We start from the raw sequence: 17,030 nt of genomic DNA on the forward strand, positions 1-17,030 counted from the left end.
ACCCGGATCGAGAACCCCCGCCAGGTTCGGGCATACGAGTACCCGGACCGCTACGGAATCCAGTCGCCGTCGTTCGCACGGGCAGCTCACGTCCGCTCGGCCGACGGTTTCCGGTCGCTGTTCGTATCCGGCACCGCCAGCATCATCGGCCATGAGACCGTACACGCGGGAAACGTGGAAATGCAGGCCAGAACGACTCTCGAGAACATCGCGGAGCTGGTATCCCAGGAAAATCTTCGCCGTCACGGAATCGCCGCGGAAATCACCCTACGTGATCTCGACAGCGTGAAGGTCTATTTGAAGCATCCGCGCGACGTCGATACCGTCCAGCGAGTCTGCGCATCCGTTTTCGGTTCCGGCGCCGAGATCCTGTACGCGATCGCGGACGTCTGCCGGAAAGAGCTGCTGGTGGAGATCGAGGGCTTCGTCGCCCTGCCGGGACACTGACGAGAAAAGGAGAGACCCGTGCGCAACGAATTACACCCCATCAGCCACTGGCACAGCTTCGACGAACTGCGCGCGGCGCAGGAGAAGCTGCTTGACGCCGCGCTGCGACACGCGACGCGGGCACCGTTCTATGCCGAGCGCGCCGGCGAGAGCGGGCTGTGGTCGCTGGACGACGTCCCGCTCACCACGAAGGACGACCTTCGCTCGACCTACCCGTTCGGCATGCTGGCCGTGCCGAAGGCCGAACTGGCGACCTACCACGAAACCAGCGGTACCGGCGGTGCTCCGGTCCCAACCCCCACCTACTACACGGCCGGGGACTGGGCCGAGATGGTCGACCGGTTCCTGCGCAACCCGATCCCGATGACCAGTGACGACACGCTACTGGTGCGGATCTCCTACGCGCTGGTGATGGCCGCGCACCTGGGCCACCAGTCGGGCCTCGCGGCCGGCGCCACGGTCGTCGCCGCGGACGCCCGCACGCTGACCTCGCCGTACCCGACGCTGGTCCGGATCATGCGGGACGCCGAGGTGAGCCTCACCTGGTCCACTCCGTTCGAGTGCCTGGTGTGGGCCGCGACGGCCCGGCTCGGCGGGCACCGGCCGGAGCGAGACTTCCCGGCACTGCGCGCGTTCTACACCGCCGGCGAGCCGCTCGGCCCGGCCCGCCGTGCGCGGATCTCCGAGTTGTGGGGCGGAGTTCCGGTGCTCGACGTCTACGGCTCGACCGAGATCGGCTCGGTCTCCGGCACCTGCCCGGCCGGCACCCTGCACTTCTGGGCCGATCGCCTGCTGCCCGAGATCCACGACCCGGAGACCGGCGAGTACACCCGGGAGGGCACCGGGCGCCTGGTCGTCACGACTCTGTACCAGGAGGGCATGCCGCTGCTGCGCTACGACCTGGAGGACATCGTCGAGCTGTACTACCGGGACTGCCCGTGCGGCTGGAAGCTACCGACGCTCAGGGTGCACGGCCGGATCCTGCACGACTACGTGGTCGCCGACCGCCAGGTGTCGGCGGCGGAAGTCGAGGAGACGGTCTTCCGGCTGCCGGCCGACTACGGCGTGCTGTTCTGGCGCGGCCAGGCGGCCGGCGACCGTTTGCGGGTACAGATCGAGGTGGAACCGGCCCACGCGACCGCGGCGGCGGCCGACCTGCACGCGCTGCTGACCCGGGCCTTCGACGTGCCTACCGACGTGGAAACGGTCGATCCCGGCACGATCGTCCCGCTGGACGTGCTGAAGGGAACCCGTCGCACCGCGAAGCCCCGGCGGTTCTTCGGCCCCGGGGAGGATTGGGACGACGCGGTCATCCAGGCCTGAACAGCCGGGACGCCGGGCATGATGCATTCCGGCAATCCCACGATGAACTCGGCACGGATTCAGCCGCTGCTCGCGATCGTGGCCGGGGCGCTTCGGCGGGACGGGCTGCGCCACCGTCCGTCGGATCGGCGCAGCCATGCGAGCGGCAGGGTGTAGAGCGCCAGCGCGGCGTCGACCGCGCGCATCAGCAGGAACAGCGGCGCCCACAGCAGGTACCTCGGCCGGTGTTCGACCGCCGCGACCGCCGCGGTCAGCAGCACGTCCGGGAGCAGGACGCCGAGGCCGACCGAGCCGAGGGACAGGTGCTCCGCTACCGCGCGATACGTATCGCCGAACCCCGGCCACCCCGCGCTCGCCGGCACGAGCTCGGGCACGGCGAGCAGGATCACCAGCGGCGGCAGCAGCATCATCAGCAGGCTCGCCGTGACCAGCTCGAGCGCGAAGAGCCCGAGCATCGCCGTGAACAGGTTCGCGCCCGGCCGGTAGCGGCGGACCGTCTGCCAGAAGCCCAGCGCCCACCGCTTGACCTGCCGGATGTAGTCCCTGATCTGGTCGGGGTCCTGGGTCATCGCGCGGGCCTCGAGGCAGAACCCGACCTTGCCCAGGTTCCGTTGGTAGACCTCGAAGGTCATGTTGAAGTCCTCGATGACCAGCCCCGGCGGGTTGATGTCGATGTCCGGCAGCACCTCCGACCGGTACAGGCTCGCGAAGCCCGGCACGATCGAGACGGCGTTCGTGCGCCGCCACGCCTGCCCGAACTTCACCAGCCGCTGCACGAGCGCGTAGACCCGCGACCGGTGCGCGGTGAGCAGCTGGGCGACGAAACCCCTGCGCGGCGACTCCCAGTCGGTGACCGCGCAGCCGGCGATGGCGACCACCGCCGGGTCGTCGAACAGCGGCAGCGCGGCGCGGAAGTAGTCGCGGTGCAGCCGGGTGTCGGCGTCCAGCAGCAGCACCGCGCGGTACCGCTGGGGCAGCTCGAAGCGCCGGATGCCTTCGGCCAGCGCGCCTGCCTTGCCGACGTTCGACGGCGTCTCGACGACGTGCACGCCGGCGGCTATGGCCAGCTCGACCGTCCGGTCGGTCGAGCCGTCGGACACGACGTGCACGTTCCGCGCCGGGACGAGCTCGGTGATCGCCGCGAGCGAGCGGGCCAGCACGAGTTCTTCGTTGTGCGCGGCCATGAGCACGGCGACGCGCTCGATCGTCACGTGTGCCGTCGGCTTCGTCGGCCCCGACCGCGCTACCGGTGCGGGCGCGGGGCGGTCGGGCACCGGGTGCAGGCGCTGGTCGGTCATCCGGGCCAGGCCGACCATGCCCCAGATCGTGAAGTTCACGCCGATGACGAAGATGACGAGCAGCCAGGTGGGGATCATCCGGAGCTCACCTCGTCGCCCGTCCGGCCGAGCCAGTGCCGGTCGAGCACCGACCAGACGAGGTGGTCCTCCGGGCCGAACATCCACAGGAAGACCCCACCGACGTGGAACCTCCGCGCCAGGTCGAACTTGGCCGACGCGCTGTAGGCGTTCTCGAACCACAGCTCGTGGTGGATGCCGTAGTCGCCGACGTAGCTGAAGTGGGGGGACTCGTTCAACTGGTCCCAGACCACGTCGGCGCCGAACTCCTCCGACCTGCCGTAGGCCTGCAGCCAGGTCACCGGCTCACCCTTGCCCTGCGCCCAGTCGTAGCCGTAGAGCGGTATGCCGAGCACGATCTTGCCCACACCGATGACCTTGGTCGCGTAGTCGAGGACGTCGCGCACCCAGGGCAGCGGGGCGACCGGGCCCGGATCCGAGGTCGCCCAGTGGTAGTCGTAGGCCATGATCCGCACCTGGTCGGCGACCGCGCCGATCGCGGCGTAGTCCTGGGCCCGGTTGCGCTCGTCGTAGCCCCGGTCGGAGGTCTTGGCGAACACGTCGACCGAGAGGAGTTTGTCCCGCTCGTGCAGAGCCGCGGCCAGCTCGGTGACGAATGCGGTGAACACGTCGCGGTCGACCGCGCGCAGCTCCTCGTAGTCGATGTCGATTCCCTGGTAGTGCTCGCGTTCGACCAGCCGCACGATCTCCCGGACGTGGTGGCGGCGGGCCGCGGCGTCGTGCAGGATGCGCGTGATGACGTCCTCGCGCCAGCTGCCGTCGAAGACGTTGGCGATCGTCGGCATGATCGCAAGACCGGCGGCGCGCATCCGGTCGAGCTGCGCGCGCCACCGCGCCTCCTTGGCCGCCGGGTGCCAGGTGACCCGCCCGTCGGTCTCGATGCCGTACAGCCAGGGCGAGATCGCGGTGAGCGAGTCGGCTCCGGCCACGGCCGAGTCGGCGGGCGCACCGACGCTCCAGTAGGGCAGCGCGGCGATCGTGTTCGGCATGGTCGCGGCGCCTGCGCCGAGCTGGTGCACCAGCCACACCACCAGCAGCTCGGCGAAGAGCAGCAACGTCAGCCGGCGCCTCGTCGCGCCGACGCGGGGGTTCGTGGGCAAGCGTCGCCTCCCACCCGCATCAGCCGGCGACGGTCGTCGCGATGCCGACCGGCCGCGGGGTGCGGCGTTCGGCCACCACCGCGGCGATGATCTCGTCGAGCGACCGGGTGGGGTGGAACCCGGCCCGGTCGTGCGCCCGGGTGCAGTCGGGCACGCGCCGCTGCATGTCCTCGTACCCGGGACCGTAGGCCTGCTCGTACGGCACCGTGACGATCCCGGACGTCGAGCCCGTCGCGGCGATCACCTTGTGCGCCAGCCGTTCGATGGTCACCTGCTCGGCGTTGCCGAGGTTGTACGCCTGGCCGTATGCGCCGGGGTCGGCGACCAGCGCCACCAGAGCGGGCACGACGTCGAGGACGTGACAGAAACATCGCGCCTGGCGCCCGGTGCCGAACACCGTGAGCGGCAGGCCCGCGAGTGCCTGGTCGACGAACCGGGGGATCACCATCCCGTACCGGCCGGTCTGTCGGGGACCGACGGTATTGAAGAGGCGGACGATGACGGTCGGCAGCCCGAGCTCGCGGTGGTAGAGGTGGGCGAGTGTCTCGTCGAGCGCCTTGGCCTCGGCGTAGGACCACCGGTCCGTCAACGGGGAGCCGACGATCCGGTCGTCGTCCTCGCGCAGCCCGGCGGTCGTGTTCTTGCCGTACACCTCGCTGGTGGACGTGAGGAGCACCGGCACCTGATGCTCGAGCGCCACGTCGAGTACCACCTCGGTGCCGTGCAGATTGGTACGCAGGCTGTCGAGGGTTCGCGCCATGATGGTGAACACGCCGACCGCCGCGGCGAGGTGGTAGACGTCGTGCACGCCCGCCATCGCGTCGCGCACCGCGTCCTCGTCGCACACCGAACCGCGAACCAGCCGGAACCTGGGTTCGGCGGCCACGGCCGCGAGGTTGTGCACGCTCCCGGTGCTCAGGTCGTCCAGCACGACGACCTCGTGGCCGAGCCCGAGCAGGTGCTCGGTGAGGTGACTGCCGATGAAGCCGGCGCCCCCGGTGACCAAGCTGCGCATGCGTGTCTCCTTCGGCTCACACGAGGACTCGGTGCGACACCGCTTCGAACCGGTAGGTCGCGTCGAGCACGAGCGGGCACTCCGCGACCCAGTCGTAGGGATGGCCGGGATGGACGGTGTGGACGAGCGCGAGGTCCCAGTCGCCACCACGCGGCTCGCCGACCCCGTCGAGGACCCGCCCGTCGGGCAGGGTGACGCGGTCGACCAGCGGGTCGTAGTAGTCGACCTTCGCGCCGCGGTCGAGCAGCCGCTCGATGATCTCCAACGCCGAGGACTCGCGGAGGTCGCGTACGCCGGGCTTGTAGGCGACGCCGACGACGACCACGCGTGCGCCCGCCGTCCCGCGGCCCGAGTCGGAGAGCACGGCCACCGCCCGCTCGACCACGCGCTGCGGCCGGGTCGCGATGAGCGCCATCGCCTGGCTGGTCAGCGGCGCGCCGTTGCGGAACTCACGCAGCTGCCAGAGCAGGTAGTGCGGATCGCAGGGAATGCAGTGCCCGCCGACGCCGGGTCCCGGGTAGAACGCCAGGAACCCGTACGGCTTGGTCGCCGCGGCCCGGGTGACCTCCATCGGGTCGAGGCGCAGCGTCTGGCAGATCTCGGCGAACTCGTTGGCAAGGGCGATGTTCACCGCACGGAACGAGTTCTCGTACAACTTCGTCAGCTCGGCCGCCTCCGCCGACCCGACGACGTGCAGCGACGGAGTGAGCCGCGCCAGCACACGCCGCGCCCGCGCGGCGCACGCGGCGGTGACCCCGCCGACGACCCGCGGCGTCGTCGCCTGCGCATGGTCGGCGTTTCCGGGGTCGATGCGTTCCGGGCTGAACGCGACGAAGACGTTGTCGCCGGCGACCATGCCGCGCTGGCGCAGCGGTTCGGTGAGCAGCTGGTTGGTCGTACCGACGAAGCTGGTCGAGGTGAGGATCAGCGTCTGGCCCGGGGTCGCGTGGGCCACGAGCGACGCACAAGCAGCGCGCAGTGGCCCGAGGTCGGGCACCAGGTGGCGGTCCAGCGGCGTCGGCACGCAGACGATCACCGCGTCGGCCTCGGCCAGCCGGGCCGGATCCGTGGTGAGCTCGAACCGGTCGTCGAGCAGCGCCGGGCGCAGCCGGGCCCGGTCGCCGGCGGTGAGGTCCGCGTCTCCCGACTCGATCACGCGAAGCCGCTCGGCGCTGCGGTCGACGCCGATCGTGCGCACGCCCGCCTGGTGCAGGCCGAGCGCCGTGGGCAGACCCACGTATCCCATCCCGACGACGGCGACGCTGGACTGTTCCGGCGACGCCCCGGAGCGTGCCGGGTCGACGGCGCCCGCCAGGTTCTCGTTGACGGCTGTCATGGCAAGCTGGCCCCCCTCTGCTCCCGGGTCCCGTTCCTCGAGGTCGGGCCGAATCGGGTGAAATACCTGTTGGCGGGGTTGGGCTCGATGCCCGCGTCCCGCGCGATCTTGACGACTTCGAGCGCGCTGTGTGCCTTGAGCTTTCGGAAGATGTGCCGCATGTGGGTGCGCACCGTGTTGCGGGACAGGTGCAGCAACTCGGCGATCTGCACGCTGTTCGCACCGTCCACCATGGCGACGAGCACGTCGTGCTCCCGTGCGCTGAGCAGCGCGACCAGCCTGGTGGCCGGTGCGGCGTGGTGCGCGTCCTCACGCAGCATGCGAACCATCGCGGTGACGTGTTCCGGCGAGTAGGAGATCTGCCCCTGGCACACCGCCTGCACGGTGTCGAGGAGTTCATCGGTGGAGCTGTCCTTCGACACCCAGCCGTCGAACCCGGCCACCGCCGCACGAGCAGCGAGCTCGGTGTCGTCCGCGGACGTCAGGACCAGCAGTGCGGCATCCGGTGCCAGGCCGGCGAATCGTGCCGCCAACGCCTCGACGGAGTCGGCGCTCGTGTCGATGTCGACGGCGATCACGTCGGGCCGGCTGTCGCCGATCGCCCGCGGCAGGTCGGGGTCCGTGGGTCCTGCGCTGCCGACGACCGCGAAGTCGGCGAGGGAGGAGAGGCTGAGCTCCAGCGCCTCGACGAACACCCGCTGCTCGTCGACCAGAAAGATCCGGATCCTTTCCACCTGACGAGTCAATCCCCTGGATTTCCGTATGTCCACGTCAACGATAACTAATTCGGCATCACACAGATTGTGGAGACGGTTATGGCCGGATATACATGGGTGACCACTCGTGCACTGACCGATGTTTTTCGGCGGATCCGTAACAGCCGGCGCCGTGCCTCGACACATGCCTTGAGCAGCACGTGAGGCAGCTTCCGGGGAGTGAGCGCGATGCCGATCGAATGTTGTAAGAATGCACCGGTATTCGGCGAGACCGGGATAGGGTCCAGCGAATCGGGATCGTGTGGACATAACGATAATTTCAGGCGTCGTTTCGTCTCGGTTCCGGGCCGGCGGAGGGCGGCATGACCAGCGTCGTGATCGGCGATGACCGAGCCTTGCTCGTCGAGTCGTTGACGGTCGCATTAGGACACTTCGACCTCGTGGTGGCCGCGAGCGGACGCGACCTGACCGAGGTCGTGGCGGCGGCGGGCCGGCTCGATCCGGATGTCTGCGTCCTGAACCGCGGTCTGCTCGATCCCGCACCCCGGGACGGGATGGCCGCGGTTCGTGCGGCGGCCCCGCGGACGGGAGTGGTGCTGCTGACCGAGGCCACCTATGCGGCCGGGACGGCGCTGGGCGAGCAATGCCGGGCCGACGGCTATGTCCACATGGCGAGGAGATGCGCGGACCTGGTCGACACGATCCGTCGCGTGGCGACCGGCGAGGTGGTCGACATCGAGGCCTGGCGGCGGCAGGCGAACGTCCCGGTGCAGCGGGCGAACCGACGGACGCTCACCGACAATCTCACCGACCAGCTCACCGACCGCGAACGCCAGTGCCTGGCCCTGCTGGTCGACGGCCAGCGAACCGAACTCATGGCCGGGCGGCTGGGTGTCTCGGTCACCACGGTGCGTAGCCATGTCCAGGCGCTGATGCACAAACTCGGTGTCCACTCCCGACTGGAGGCCGCCGCGTACGCGGTCCGCAACGCACGCGTCACGCCGTGCGGCGGACCGGATTTCCCGCGATCGCAAAGGGCTGCGCGGTAGGAGCCAGGGACGGCCGCCGGGTGAGGCAAAATCACCCCGCTGCACGTGGTTCGGGCGTGCCCGCTCACCTAGCTTCGGTGAATGCGAACCTCACGTCATCGGAAGAGCCTCGGGCGGAGACCGTGTTCGGTGTCGCTGGCCTGCGCACTGGTCGGCTTCGCGTCGACGTTGAGTGTGGTCACCCCGGCTCAGGCGGCGACGAACACCGTGGTGAGCCTGACTTTCGACGACGGCAACGCCAACCAGATGACCGCGCTGCCCATCCTGAACAAATACGGGATGAAGGGCACCTTCTACATCATCACGGGTGTCATCGGTACGCCCAACTACCTGACCCGGGCGAACCTGTCCACATTGGCGGCGTCCGGAAACGAGATCGGCGCCCATTCGGTGAACCATCCCGATCTGACGGGGGTGCCGATCGACGAGGCCAAGCGGCAGATCTGCAACTCGCGTGCCGACCTGACGGACTGGGGCTTCCGCGTGACGTCGTTCGCCTACCCGTACGCGAGCGCCAGCACCGCCGTGGAGAACGCGACCCGCGACTGTGGGTTCAACAGCGCGCGGGGGCTCGGCGACATCGCCTCGGCCCACGGGTGCTCCGGCTGCGACCGGGCGGAGACCCTCCCGCCGGCCGACCCCTACTGGCTCAAGGCCGTCGACCAGATCGACACCACCTGGACGCTGCAGCAGATGAAGAACGTGGTGACCGCGGCGGAGGGCCGGGGCGGCGGGCTCGTCCCGTTCACGTTCCACAACATCTGCGACGGCTGCGACTCGCTGGCGATCAGCCCCACCGTGTTGGACAGCTTCCTGAGTTGGCTCAAGGCCCGCGGCGCGCTCGGCACCACGGTGAAGACCATCGACCAGGCGATCGGCGGCACGGTGAAGCCCGTCGTGCGCATCCCGCCGCCTACCAACACGGGACTGACGAACACCTCGCTCGAACAGTCGACCAGCGGCACCGGGTTCCCGGACTGCTGGATGGCCGGCGGGTGGGGGAGCAACAACCCTGTCTGGTCGCGCACGACCGACGCGCACAGCGGGTCCTTCGGCCAGCGGCTCGACATCAGCGGCTACGTGAACGGCGACGCGAAGCTGATGCCCCAGATGGATCTGGGCTCGTGCTCGCCGAGCGTGACGCCGGGGCGGACCTACAACCTCGGCACCTGGTACAAGGCCACCGGCATCACCCAGTACGCGCTCTACTACCGGAACGCCACCGGAGCGTGGGCGTACTGGACGTCCAGCCCGTGGTTCGCCGCCGCGTCGACCTGGACCCAGGCGACCTGGACGACGCCGCCCGTGCCCGCCGGCGCGTCGGGCATGAGCTTCGGCCTCGCCCTGATCACCAACGGCTCGCTGACCACGGACGACTACACGTTCGCCGGCAGCGCGGGCGGCAGCCCGGCGGCCAAGGCGCCGGCGACGCGGAGCCGGCCGAGCGGTACGACCCCGGTGCGCGCCACGGTGATCGCCAGGGGTGCGCCGACAGTGCCGGGGGCAGGCGCGGTCCGACCGGGAACGTTGATCGCGGTGCCTACACCGGACGACGCCCACTGACGTCCGGTACCCGGAGGCCGCCGGCTGGTGGACACCGGCCGGCGGTCGTTCTCGCCGTCCTACTGGCGCTCGTGAGCGCGTCCTGCGTGGCACCCCGGACGGCCGAACGGACCGGCCGGTACCCACTGCACACCGGGATCGTCGCGACGACGTTCTGGGTCGGTGAGGTGTTCGACCCGACCGCACCGGACGGCAGCCAGGAGATTTCGGCGTACGACCCGCGGTGGCTCGCCCACTACGGCGGCTGCGACGGCGTCCGCGTCGCGGGCAGGTGCGACACCGAGCGGCGCACGGCGCGCAACGGCTACTTCCCCACGAGGATGGCCCCTCGCGAGAACCCTTTTTACCTGGACCTCCCGTTCGACGACGTCAACGACGACATCGCGTTCGACCGGCGGGACGCGGTGGTGCCGTGGGCCCGGGAGCCGCGGTACCGGGCGCACTCGGGTGACCGGTCGTTCAGCTACCTCAAGAACCGCTGGGTGCGGATCGCCCGCGGCGGTCGCGTGTGTTACGGCCAGATCGAGGACGCGGGCCCCGGCGAGTACCACGACTCCGCGTACGTTTTCGGCTCCGCCCGGCCGGCGAACACCAGGTACGGCGGCGCCGGAATGGACGTCTCGCCCGCCCTGAACGGCTGCCTCGGCTTCACCGAACTGAACGGCACCGCCGACCGCGTCGACTGGCGGTTCGTGGACGATGCCGAGGTCCCGCCGGGCCCGTGGCGGACCATTGTCACGACCCGTAGGTGACCTCGGTGTCGGCGACGCATGCGCCGTCCTCGACGGGCACAACCTTTCGACCCGTCATCCGTGCTCCACTCAGGACATTCACGGCCGTGCGGCGGGTGGCGGCGCAAGAGCTCGCTCGGCTCTCGTCCGACGGTCCGTTGACCGCCGGGGCGGCCCGGTGAGAGGTCCTGGCCGGAATTGGCCGCCGCCGCTACACAAGATCAAGATTAGTGACCGGTTGGCGTCAGTCGGTAAGATCCGGCCGTCGGATCGCGGCCGGGAGTCATTCGAGGTGGCGGGGTGTCGGAAGCTGCTTCTGAACGCGAGCGCGTGCTCGGGCCACCGCCAAGCGCGGCCGAAATCACGACCTACGATGAACTCGTCGATCGGTTGCGTGCGCTGCGCGTCTGGGGCGGAATGTCCTACCGAGAACTTCATCGACAGGTGGTGCGCCTCCGGAAAGCGCGTGGCGTCGCGGAGTTGCCGGTCTACAACACCGTGTACCGCTGCCTGCAGCCCGGTCGCGCGCTGCTGGATGATGCCCTGGTCGCCGATATCGCCACGGCACTGCTCGGTGATCCGGCTCCGGCGCAGGCGTGGCAGCGGGCCTGTGTGGCGATCGAGCAACGTCGGTCCACCGCCGCGATCGTCGCGGTGGCCGATGGGCTTCCCGACGACCTGGCGGAGTTCACCGGTCGTGTCTCGGAATGCGCCGCGATTCTCGAAGGACCGGACGACGGCACGGGGAGCACGGCCGTTGTCTACGTGCTGGAAGGCATGGCGGGTGTCGGCAAGACCACCCTCGCGGTGCACGTAGCACATGCGCTGCGGGCCGCTGGCCGGTTCACCGACCTGTGCCTTTCGGTGAACCTGCGGGGGTTCGACGCCGAACTCCCACCTGCGGACCCCGCGGCGTTGCTGTCCGGCTTCCTGCGCCGGCTCGGAGTGCCCGCCGGCCATGTGGCGACACTGACCCTCGCTCACCGTGCCGCCTTGTTCGGAAAGCTGCTCGCCGGCCGACGCGCGCTGCTGCTACTGGATAACGCCGCGTCGGTGGAGCAGGTCCGTCCGCTCGTGCCGAGCAGCTCGTCCTGCCTCGTGCTGGTGACCAGCAGACGCCGGCTGGAGGGGCTGCCGGCGACGCATCTGCGGCTGGAGGTGCTCCGCCGGGAGGAGTCGGTCGCGCTGCTGCGCCGCATCGCCGGCACCGAAAGGATGGACGCCGACCCGGCCGCGGCCGCCGGGATCGCCGAGCTGGCCGGCCACCTGCCGCTGGCACTGTCGCTGGTGGCCAACAGGATCCGGTCGACACCCGACTGGGCCCCGGCCGACCACCTTGCCCGGCTGGCCGAGCGCACGGACCGCCTGCGCCTGGAGGACGGCGTGCAGGCCACCATCGGCCTGTCGTACGACCAACTCCCGGCCGGAGCCCGCCGGCTGCTGCGCCTGCTCGCGCTGCACCCCGGCCGGGATGTCGACGGCTTCGCCGCGGCGGCTCTCGCCGGTTGCGGGCCGGGCGACGCGGAGGCGGCTTTGGCCGCGTTGGCCACGACGAACATGCTCCGGCAGCGCGTCACCGGGCGTTTCGAGCTGCACGACGTGATCCGGATGTTCGCCGCGAGCCGGGCCACGGACGAGGAACCGGCCAGCGCCCGGCGCGCCGCCCTGACCCGGCTGCTCGATCATTACCGGCACTCCGCTCTGCTGGCGATGAACCACTACGCCCCGCATGAGGCACACCGGCTGCCTGCGGTGCCCGACCGCGACATCCCGGCACCCGGGTTCGCCGACCGCGCGTCGGCCACGGCCTGGCTGGATGCCGAGCGGGTGAACCTTGTCGCGGCGGCGATCCATGCTGCGGCGCACGGATGGCCCGAGCACACCGGCCACCTGTCGATGATCCTGTTCCGCTACCTGGACCTGTCCGGACATCACCTGGACGCAGAAATCCTGCACGCGGCCGCGAGCCGCACCTCGGCCGACGCCCTCGCCCGGGCACGGGCGCTGACCCACCTCGGGATCGCGCACATCAACCTCAGCCGCTTTCACGCGGCGAGGGACGAACTCACCCGCGCGGCCGATCTATACCGCGATAACGGAAACCACCAGGACGTGTTCCGAGTGCTGATCAACCTCGGTGGCACCGAGCTGTACCTGGGCCGGCTCGCGGAGGCCAGGCGTCAGTTCAGGCACGCCGCGAGCAGCGCCGAGGCCACCGGTGACGAGGTGGCGTTGGGGAGGGCCATGGGCAACGTGGCCGTGGCGGACTACCTGCTTGGCCACTACCAGGACGCGATCGAGACCTGTAGGCAGACGCTCACGATCAGCCGGCGGTCCGGTGACCGCATTGTCGAAGGCGCGGCGTTGATCCACCTCGGTGCCTCGTACCAGCGGCTGCACCGCAGTCGGGAAGCGCTGACCCAGCTGCAGGCCGGACTCGCCCTGGTTCGGCGGGTCGGGCATCGCGCCGGCGAGGCCGACGCGTTGAACCAGCTGGGCTTGGTGCACGCGGCGCTCGGCGACCATCACCGCGCCCTGGACCTGCACGACCAGGCCATGGAGATCGCCACTGGCGACGGGATTCGGGAGCTCCAGGTCCAAGTCCTCAATGCCATGGGTGGCACGCAGCTCGGCCTCGGCCGGCCTGAGCGGGCACTCGGCTGTCACCGCCGTGCCCTGACCATGAGCCGGCAGCTGGACCAGCGCTACGAGCAGGCCCGCGCCCACGACGGGATCGGCCGCTGCCTCGCGGCCAACGGCGAGCTGACCGCCGCCCGCAAGCACTGGCGAAATGCGGTCTCCCTGTACACCGACCTCGGCACTGCCGAGGCGTCCGCGGTGGCGGATCGGCTGCGGAAGTCTGCGGCCGGCATCTGACGTCCGGGTGGCGCGTCGCTGATCGAAACTGATCGAAGGTACCGGGTTCATGTCCTCTACACGCAAGGCTCCAGGCCGTGGTCAACATCCACAAGTGGAAGGAGAGGACATGCGTTTTGGTAAGGCGGTCTTCAGCGCTCTCGCCGTGGTGTCCATGGCGGTTATGGGCCTGGTGACCGCTAGCGGCTCGGCGGCGGCGGCACCACCGCGCACCTGCCCGGGAACACAGATCGACAGTGCGCTGCTGATCGATACCCTGCCCGGTGGCCAAGAACGCACCGTGGGCCGGGTCAGACTCTTCTACGACAACGGACGAAACTGTGCGCAGGTGGTCACGTCGTTGACGCACCTCAGGCTGAGGGTGTGCCTCTACGTCGGAAGGGCCGATACCAGGACCTACTGCGAGGCGGTCGGTTCTGGTCGCAACTGGGTCGCCACCGGTCCGAAGCCGGCCAACGACAAGTGTGTTCGCGCCGAGGGCTGGAACTTCCTCACGGCATCGGCGGTCGGGCACGGTGAAATACCCTGGGGTCACTGCGACTGACACCGGCTCGATGCACGCGGGCGTGGTGGTCGCAGCCGGCCGCCACGCCTTCGACCCATCGTGCCGCACGCAGCTGGTCGGCCTCGACAGCGTTCTCGTGTTCGGTGGCCGTCGTCGGCGGATCGGCTGCATTGAGCGGGCAGCGGGCGCCGCGGTAGATGGTTGGCACACCTGTTGCAGTGCGTGCACAGCGATCACGTGCTTGGGGCCGAACTCAGGCGACGGGGAGGTCGGGTTCGCGCGTGTCCCGCAGTCATTCGGCCGGATCGATGTGCACCGGGTTGAGCACCCGGGACAGGAACGTCCGGGTGCGTTGCTCCTGGGGGTTCCCGATGACCTGCTCCGGCGGACCCTGTTCGACGATGACGCCGTCGTCCATGAACAGGACCCGGTCGGCGACCTCGCGGGCGAACTGCATCTCGTGGGTGACCACGAGCATCGTCATGCCCTCGTCGGCGAGCCGGCGCATCACGGTGAGCACGTCGCCGACCAGCTCCGGGTCCAGTGCGGACGTCGGTTCGTCGAACAGCATCACGTCCGGGTTCATCGACAACGCCCTGGCGATCGCCACTCGCTGCTGCTGGCCGCCGGAGAGCTGGTTCGGCATCGCGGCCTCGCGGCCGGCAAGGCCGACCCGCTCGAGGTTCGCGAGCCCGGTCTGCTTCGCCTCGGCATTGCTGCGCTTGAGCACCTTGACCTGCGCGATCGTGAGGTTGTTCAGCACGTTCAGGTGGGAGAACAGGTTGAACGACTGGAACACCATGCCGATCTTCGTTCGGGCGGCGTCCACGTCGGCATCGGGGTCGGTCAGCTCGACCCCGTCCACGACGACCGAACCCGCGGTCGGCTCCTCCAGCACGTTCACGCAGCGCAGCAACGTGGACTTGCCGGACCCGGAGGGCCCGATGACGCAAACCACCTCGCCACGCTCGACCCGCACATCGATCCCGCGCAGTACCTCGACGGAGCCGAACGACTTGTGCAGGCCGGTGATGTCGACCACGAGGTCGGGAGTACTCATGCCGTCACCTCGGTCGACTCGGGCGTGCTGATCTTCCGGCCGCCGGTCCGGCGCTCCAGGTACCGCGACAGGTAGGAGAGCGGGATCGTGATGATCAGGTAGCAGACACCGGTCACCAGCACCGGCGTGAGGCTGCGGGACTCGTTCAGGGCGACCCGGCCGAACTGGGTCAGCTCGTACTCGGACACCGATGCGCCGAGGAACAGCGCCAGCGAGGAGTCCTTCGTGAGCAGGATCAGCTCGTTGGTCAGCGGCGGCAGGATGATCTTGAAAGCCTGCGGGATGACGATGCTGACCATCGTGCGCCCCGACGACATCCCCAGCGAGCGGGCGGCCTCGACCTGACCGCGCGGCACCGCCTGGATGCCGGCGCGCAGCGTCTCGGCCATGTAGGCGGAGGCGACGATGCCGAGCGCGATCATCAGCGCCACGTACTTGTCGAGGAAGGTGCCGAACGCCAGGGGGATACCGGTGCCGACGGCGAGGATGACCAGCAGGGCCGGCAGGCCGCGGAAGAACTCGATATAGATGCCCGACAGCCAGCGGTACGCGCGTACGGTCGACAGCCGCATCAGCGCGAGGACGAGTGCGAGCGCCAACCCGAACCCGAAGCCCAGCGCGGTGTAGATGATCGTGTTGACCAGGGCGACCGTGATGACGTCCGGGAACATGTCCCGGGCGACCTCGAGGTCGAAGAACGTGGTGCGGATCTTGGTCCAGTTCGCGGTGAACGCCACGACGAGCACGACCGCGACCAGGATGCCGTACTGCACCCAACGGATGACCCGGGCCCGCTTGCGCTTGGACATCGCCATGCGACGGCAACTCCTCGAGAGTGGGATCGGCCGGACGCGCAGGGGCCCGTGCGAGACGCGCGGGCCCCTGCGCCGGTCGGCTACTTGGCGGGTGGCTTCGTGCCGAACCACTTCTCGTAGATCTTGTCGTACTCGCCGCTGGACTTGGTGTCGGCCAGCACCTCGTTGACCACGTCCAGCAGGGCGGTGTTGCCCTTGCGGACGCCCATGCCGTACTGCTCGCCGGTGTCGAACTCCTTGACGACCTCGAAGTCGGTCTTCTCGTTGACCCAGTCGTAGAGCACGCCGTTGTCGTTGATGCCGGCGTCGACCTGACCGGACTCCACCGCGGTCAGCAGCAGGCCGAGATCCTCGAAGTTGACGATCTCCGCGTCCTTGGCGTTCTCGTTGGCGTAGTCGTAGCCGGTCGTCGAGTTCTGCGCGCCGAGCTTCTTGCCGGCCAGATCGGTGATGTCCTCGATTCCCGACCCCTTCTTCGCGACCAGCGCCTGGGTGGCCTCGAAGTACGGGTCGGAGAAGTCGATGTTCTGCTTGCGCTCGTCGGTGATCGTCATCCCGGCCGACGAGATGTCACACTTGCCGGAGTTGAAGTCCGCACCGGACTGGATGCCGTCGAACGGGGTGTCGACGACCTCCTGCTCGACCTTCAGCTTCTTGGCGATCAGGTCGACGAGGTCGATGTCGAAGCCGACGACGTCGCCGTTCTCCTCGTACTCGAACGGCTTGTACGGCAGCCCGGTGCAGTTGATCAACTTCCCGTCGTTCACCAGCTCGGGGCCGCTATCGGCCGCACCGCCGTTGCCGGAGTCGTCCCCGCAGCCGGCGAGTACCAGGGCCAACGCGGGCACGAGCGCCCATACCTTCAGCGTGGGTCGACGTCTCACAGTGCAACTCCTCGTCGCTCAAATCGGACTTGGCAGCGCATAGTGCCACCTCGCACGTATACCACCCAACACCAGCGGGCGATGTTGTGCGCTCGTAACCGCACCGGAACGTCTCGGTCTGATCGGCGGCACCCGTGATCGGCAAGGGGCGCCGATCGGGTCGACGTCGGTCGACAAATGTGCACATCGGCGCTCAGATGTGCATTTCGAAGTACCGGTCGCTATGCAATTCC

Annotated in this window: 14 protein-coding genes and 1 pseudogene; 7 read left to right on the top strand and 8 right to left on the bottom strand. The window is 69.3% G+C overall.

The features are described from left to right. Together VH969_RS22185 and VH969_RS22190 are read left to right on the top strand one after the other, a co-directional pair. Positions 1-447: pseudogene (locus tag VH969_RS22185) on the top strand (FkbO/Hyg5 family chorismatase); the annotation flags it as partial. Between the two features lie 18 nt (positions 448-465). After that, entirely contained in the window at positions 466-1,770 is a 1,305-nt protein-coding gene (locus VH969_RS22190) for an AMP-binding protein (RefSeq protein ID WP_331977259.1), read from the top strand. A gap of 59 nt (positions 1,771-1,829) precedes the next feature. On the opposite strand, the gene VH969_RS22195 is transcribed toward VH969_RS22190, so the two are convergent. From VH969_RS22195 to VH969_RS22215, 5 genes are read right to left on the bottom strand one after another with little or no spacing between them, the layout of a single operon-like run. Continuing rightward, positions 1,830-3,146 (bottom strand): glycosyltransferase family 2 protein, encoded by a 1,317-nt coding sequence (locus tag VH969_RS22195; protein WP_331977261.1) that lies wholly within the window; start codon positions 3,144-3,146, stop codon positions 1,830-1,832. Beyond that, the gene (locus tag VH969_RS22200; RefSeq protein WP_331977263.1) at positions 3,143-4,246 is read right to left on the bottom strand and encodes a glycosyl hydrolase family 18 protein; all 1,104 of its coding nucleotides are present in this window, start codon (positions 4,244-4,246) and stop codon (positions 3,143-3,145) included. Before VH969_RS22200 ends, VH969_RS22195 begins: the two co-directional genes overlap by 4 nt. A gap of 19 nt (positions 4,247-4,265) precedes the next feature. After that, complete coding sequence (locus tag VH969_RS22205; protein WP_331977265.1) at positions 4,266-5,261, bottom strand: NAD-dependent epimerase/dehydratase family protein; 996 nt, start codon at positions 5,259-5,261, stop codon at positions 4,266-4,268. Positions 5,262-5,277: 16 nt separating this feature from the next. Next, positions 5,278-6,597, bottom strand: coding sequence for a nucleotide sugar dehydrogenase (locus VH969_RS22210; protein ID WP_331977267.1), 1,320 nt, complete (start codon positions 6,595-6,597; stop codon positions 5,278-5,280). After that, a complete protein-coding gene (locus tag VH969_RS22215; RefSeq protein WP_331977269.1) occupies positions 6,594-7,331 on the bottom strand; it encodes a LuxR C-terminal-related transcriptional regulator in 738 nt (245 codons plus the stop codon). The genes VH969_RS22210 and VH969_RS22215 overlap by 4 nt, the downstream gene beginning before the upstream one ends. A gap of 344 nt (positions 7,332-7,675) precedes the next feature. Here VH969_RS22215 and VH969_RS22220 point away from each other — a divergent pair, with 344 nt between their 5' ends. The 5 genes from VH969_RS22220 to VH969_RS22240 all read left to right on the top strand — a co-directional run bounded on the left by VH969_RS22220 (position 7,676) and on the right by VH969_RS22240 (position 14,077). Further along, the gene (locus VH969_RS22220; RefSeq protein WP_331977271.1) at positions 7,676-8,362 is read left to right on the top strand and encodes a LuxR C-terminal-related transcriptional regulator; all 687 of its coding nucleotides are present in this window, start codon (positions 7,676-7,678) and stop codon (positions 8,360-8,362) included. 129 nt (positions 8,363-8,491) lie between these two features. Next, the gene (locus tag VH969_RS22225; protein WP_331977273.1) at positions 8,492-9,925 is read left to right on the top strand and encodes a polysaccharide deacetylase family protein; all 1,434 of its coding nucleotides are present in this window, start codon (positions 8,492-8,494) and stop codon (positions 9,923-9,925) included. Between the two features lie 71 nt (positions 9,926-9,996). Next, on the top strand, positions 9,997-10,677 hold the full coding sequence (locus tag VH969_RS22230) for a hypothetical protein (protein ID WP_331977275.1): 681 nt from the start codon (positions 9,997-9,999) through the stop codon (positions 10,675-10,677). Between the two features lie 426 nt (positions 10,678-11,103). Further along, positions 11,104-13,533 carry a tetratricopeptide repeat protein gene (locus tag VH969_RS22235; RefSeq protein ID WP_331977277.1) on the top strand — a complete coding sequence of 810 codons (2,430 nt, stop codon included), beginning with the start codon at positions 11,104-11,106 and terminating at the stop codon, positions 13,531-13,533. A 109-nt stretch (positions 13,534-13,642) separates the two neighbouring features. Then, positions 13,643-14,077, top strand: a complete 435-nt coding sequence (locus VH969_RS22240; RefSeq protein ID WP_331977279.1) for a hypothetical protein — start codon at positions 13,643-13,645, stop codon at positions 14,075-14,077. A gap of 253 nt (positions 14,078-14,330) precedes the next feature. Here the strand turns inward: VH969_RS22240 and VH969_RS22245 are convergent, their stop codons facing one another. From VH969_RS22245 to VH969_RS22255, 3 genes are all read right to left on the bottom strand, one after another. After that, positions 14,331-15,098, bottom strand: a complete 768-nt coding sequence (locus VH969_RS22245; RefSeq protein WP_331977281.1) for an amino acid ABC transporter ATP-binding protein — start codon at positions 15,096-15,098, stop codon at positions 14,331-14,333. After that, complete coding sequence (locus VH969_RS22250) at positions 15,095-15,913, bottom strand: amino acid ABC transporter permease (RefSeq protein WP_331977283.1); 819 nt, start codon at positions 15,911-15,913, stop codon at positions 15,095-15,097. Before VH969_RS22250 ends, VH969_RS22245 begins: the two co-directional genes overlap by 4 nt. An 80-nt stretch (positions 15,914-15,993) precedes the next feature. Beyond that, a complete protein-coding gene (locus tag VH969_RS22255) occupies positions 15,994-16,797 on the bottom strand; it encodes an ABC transporter substrate-binding protein (protein ID WP_331977285.1) in 804 nt (267 codons plus the stop codon). Positions 16,798-17,030: the final 233 nt, after the last annotated feature.

Origin of the sequence: Actinophytocola sp. (genome assembly GCF_036555685.1) — a bacterium.
Taxonomy (GTDB): domain Bacteria; phylum Actinomycetota; class Actinomycetes; order Mycobacteriales; family Pseudonocardiaceae; genus Actinophytocola.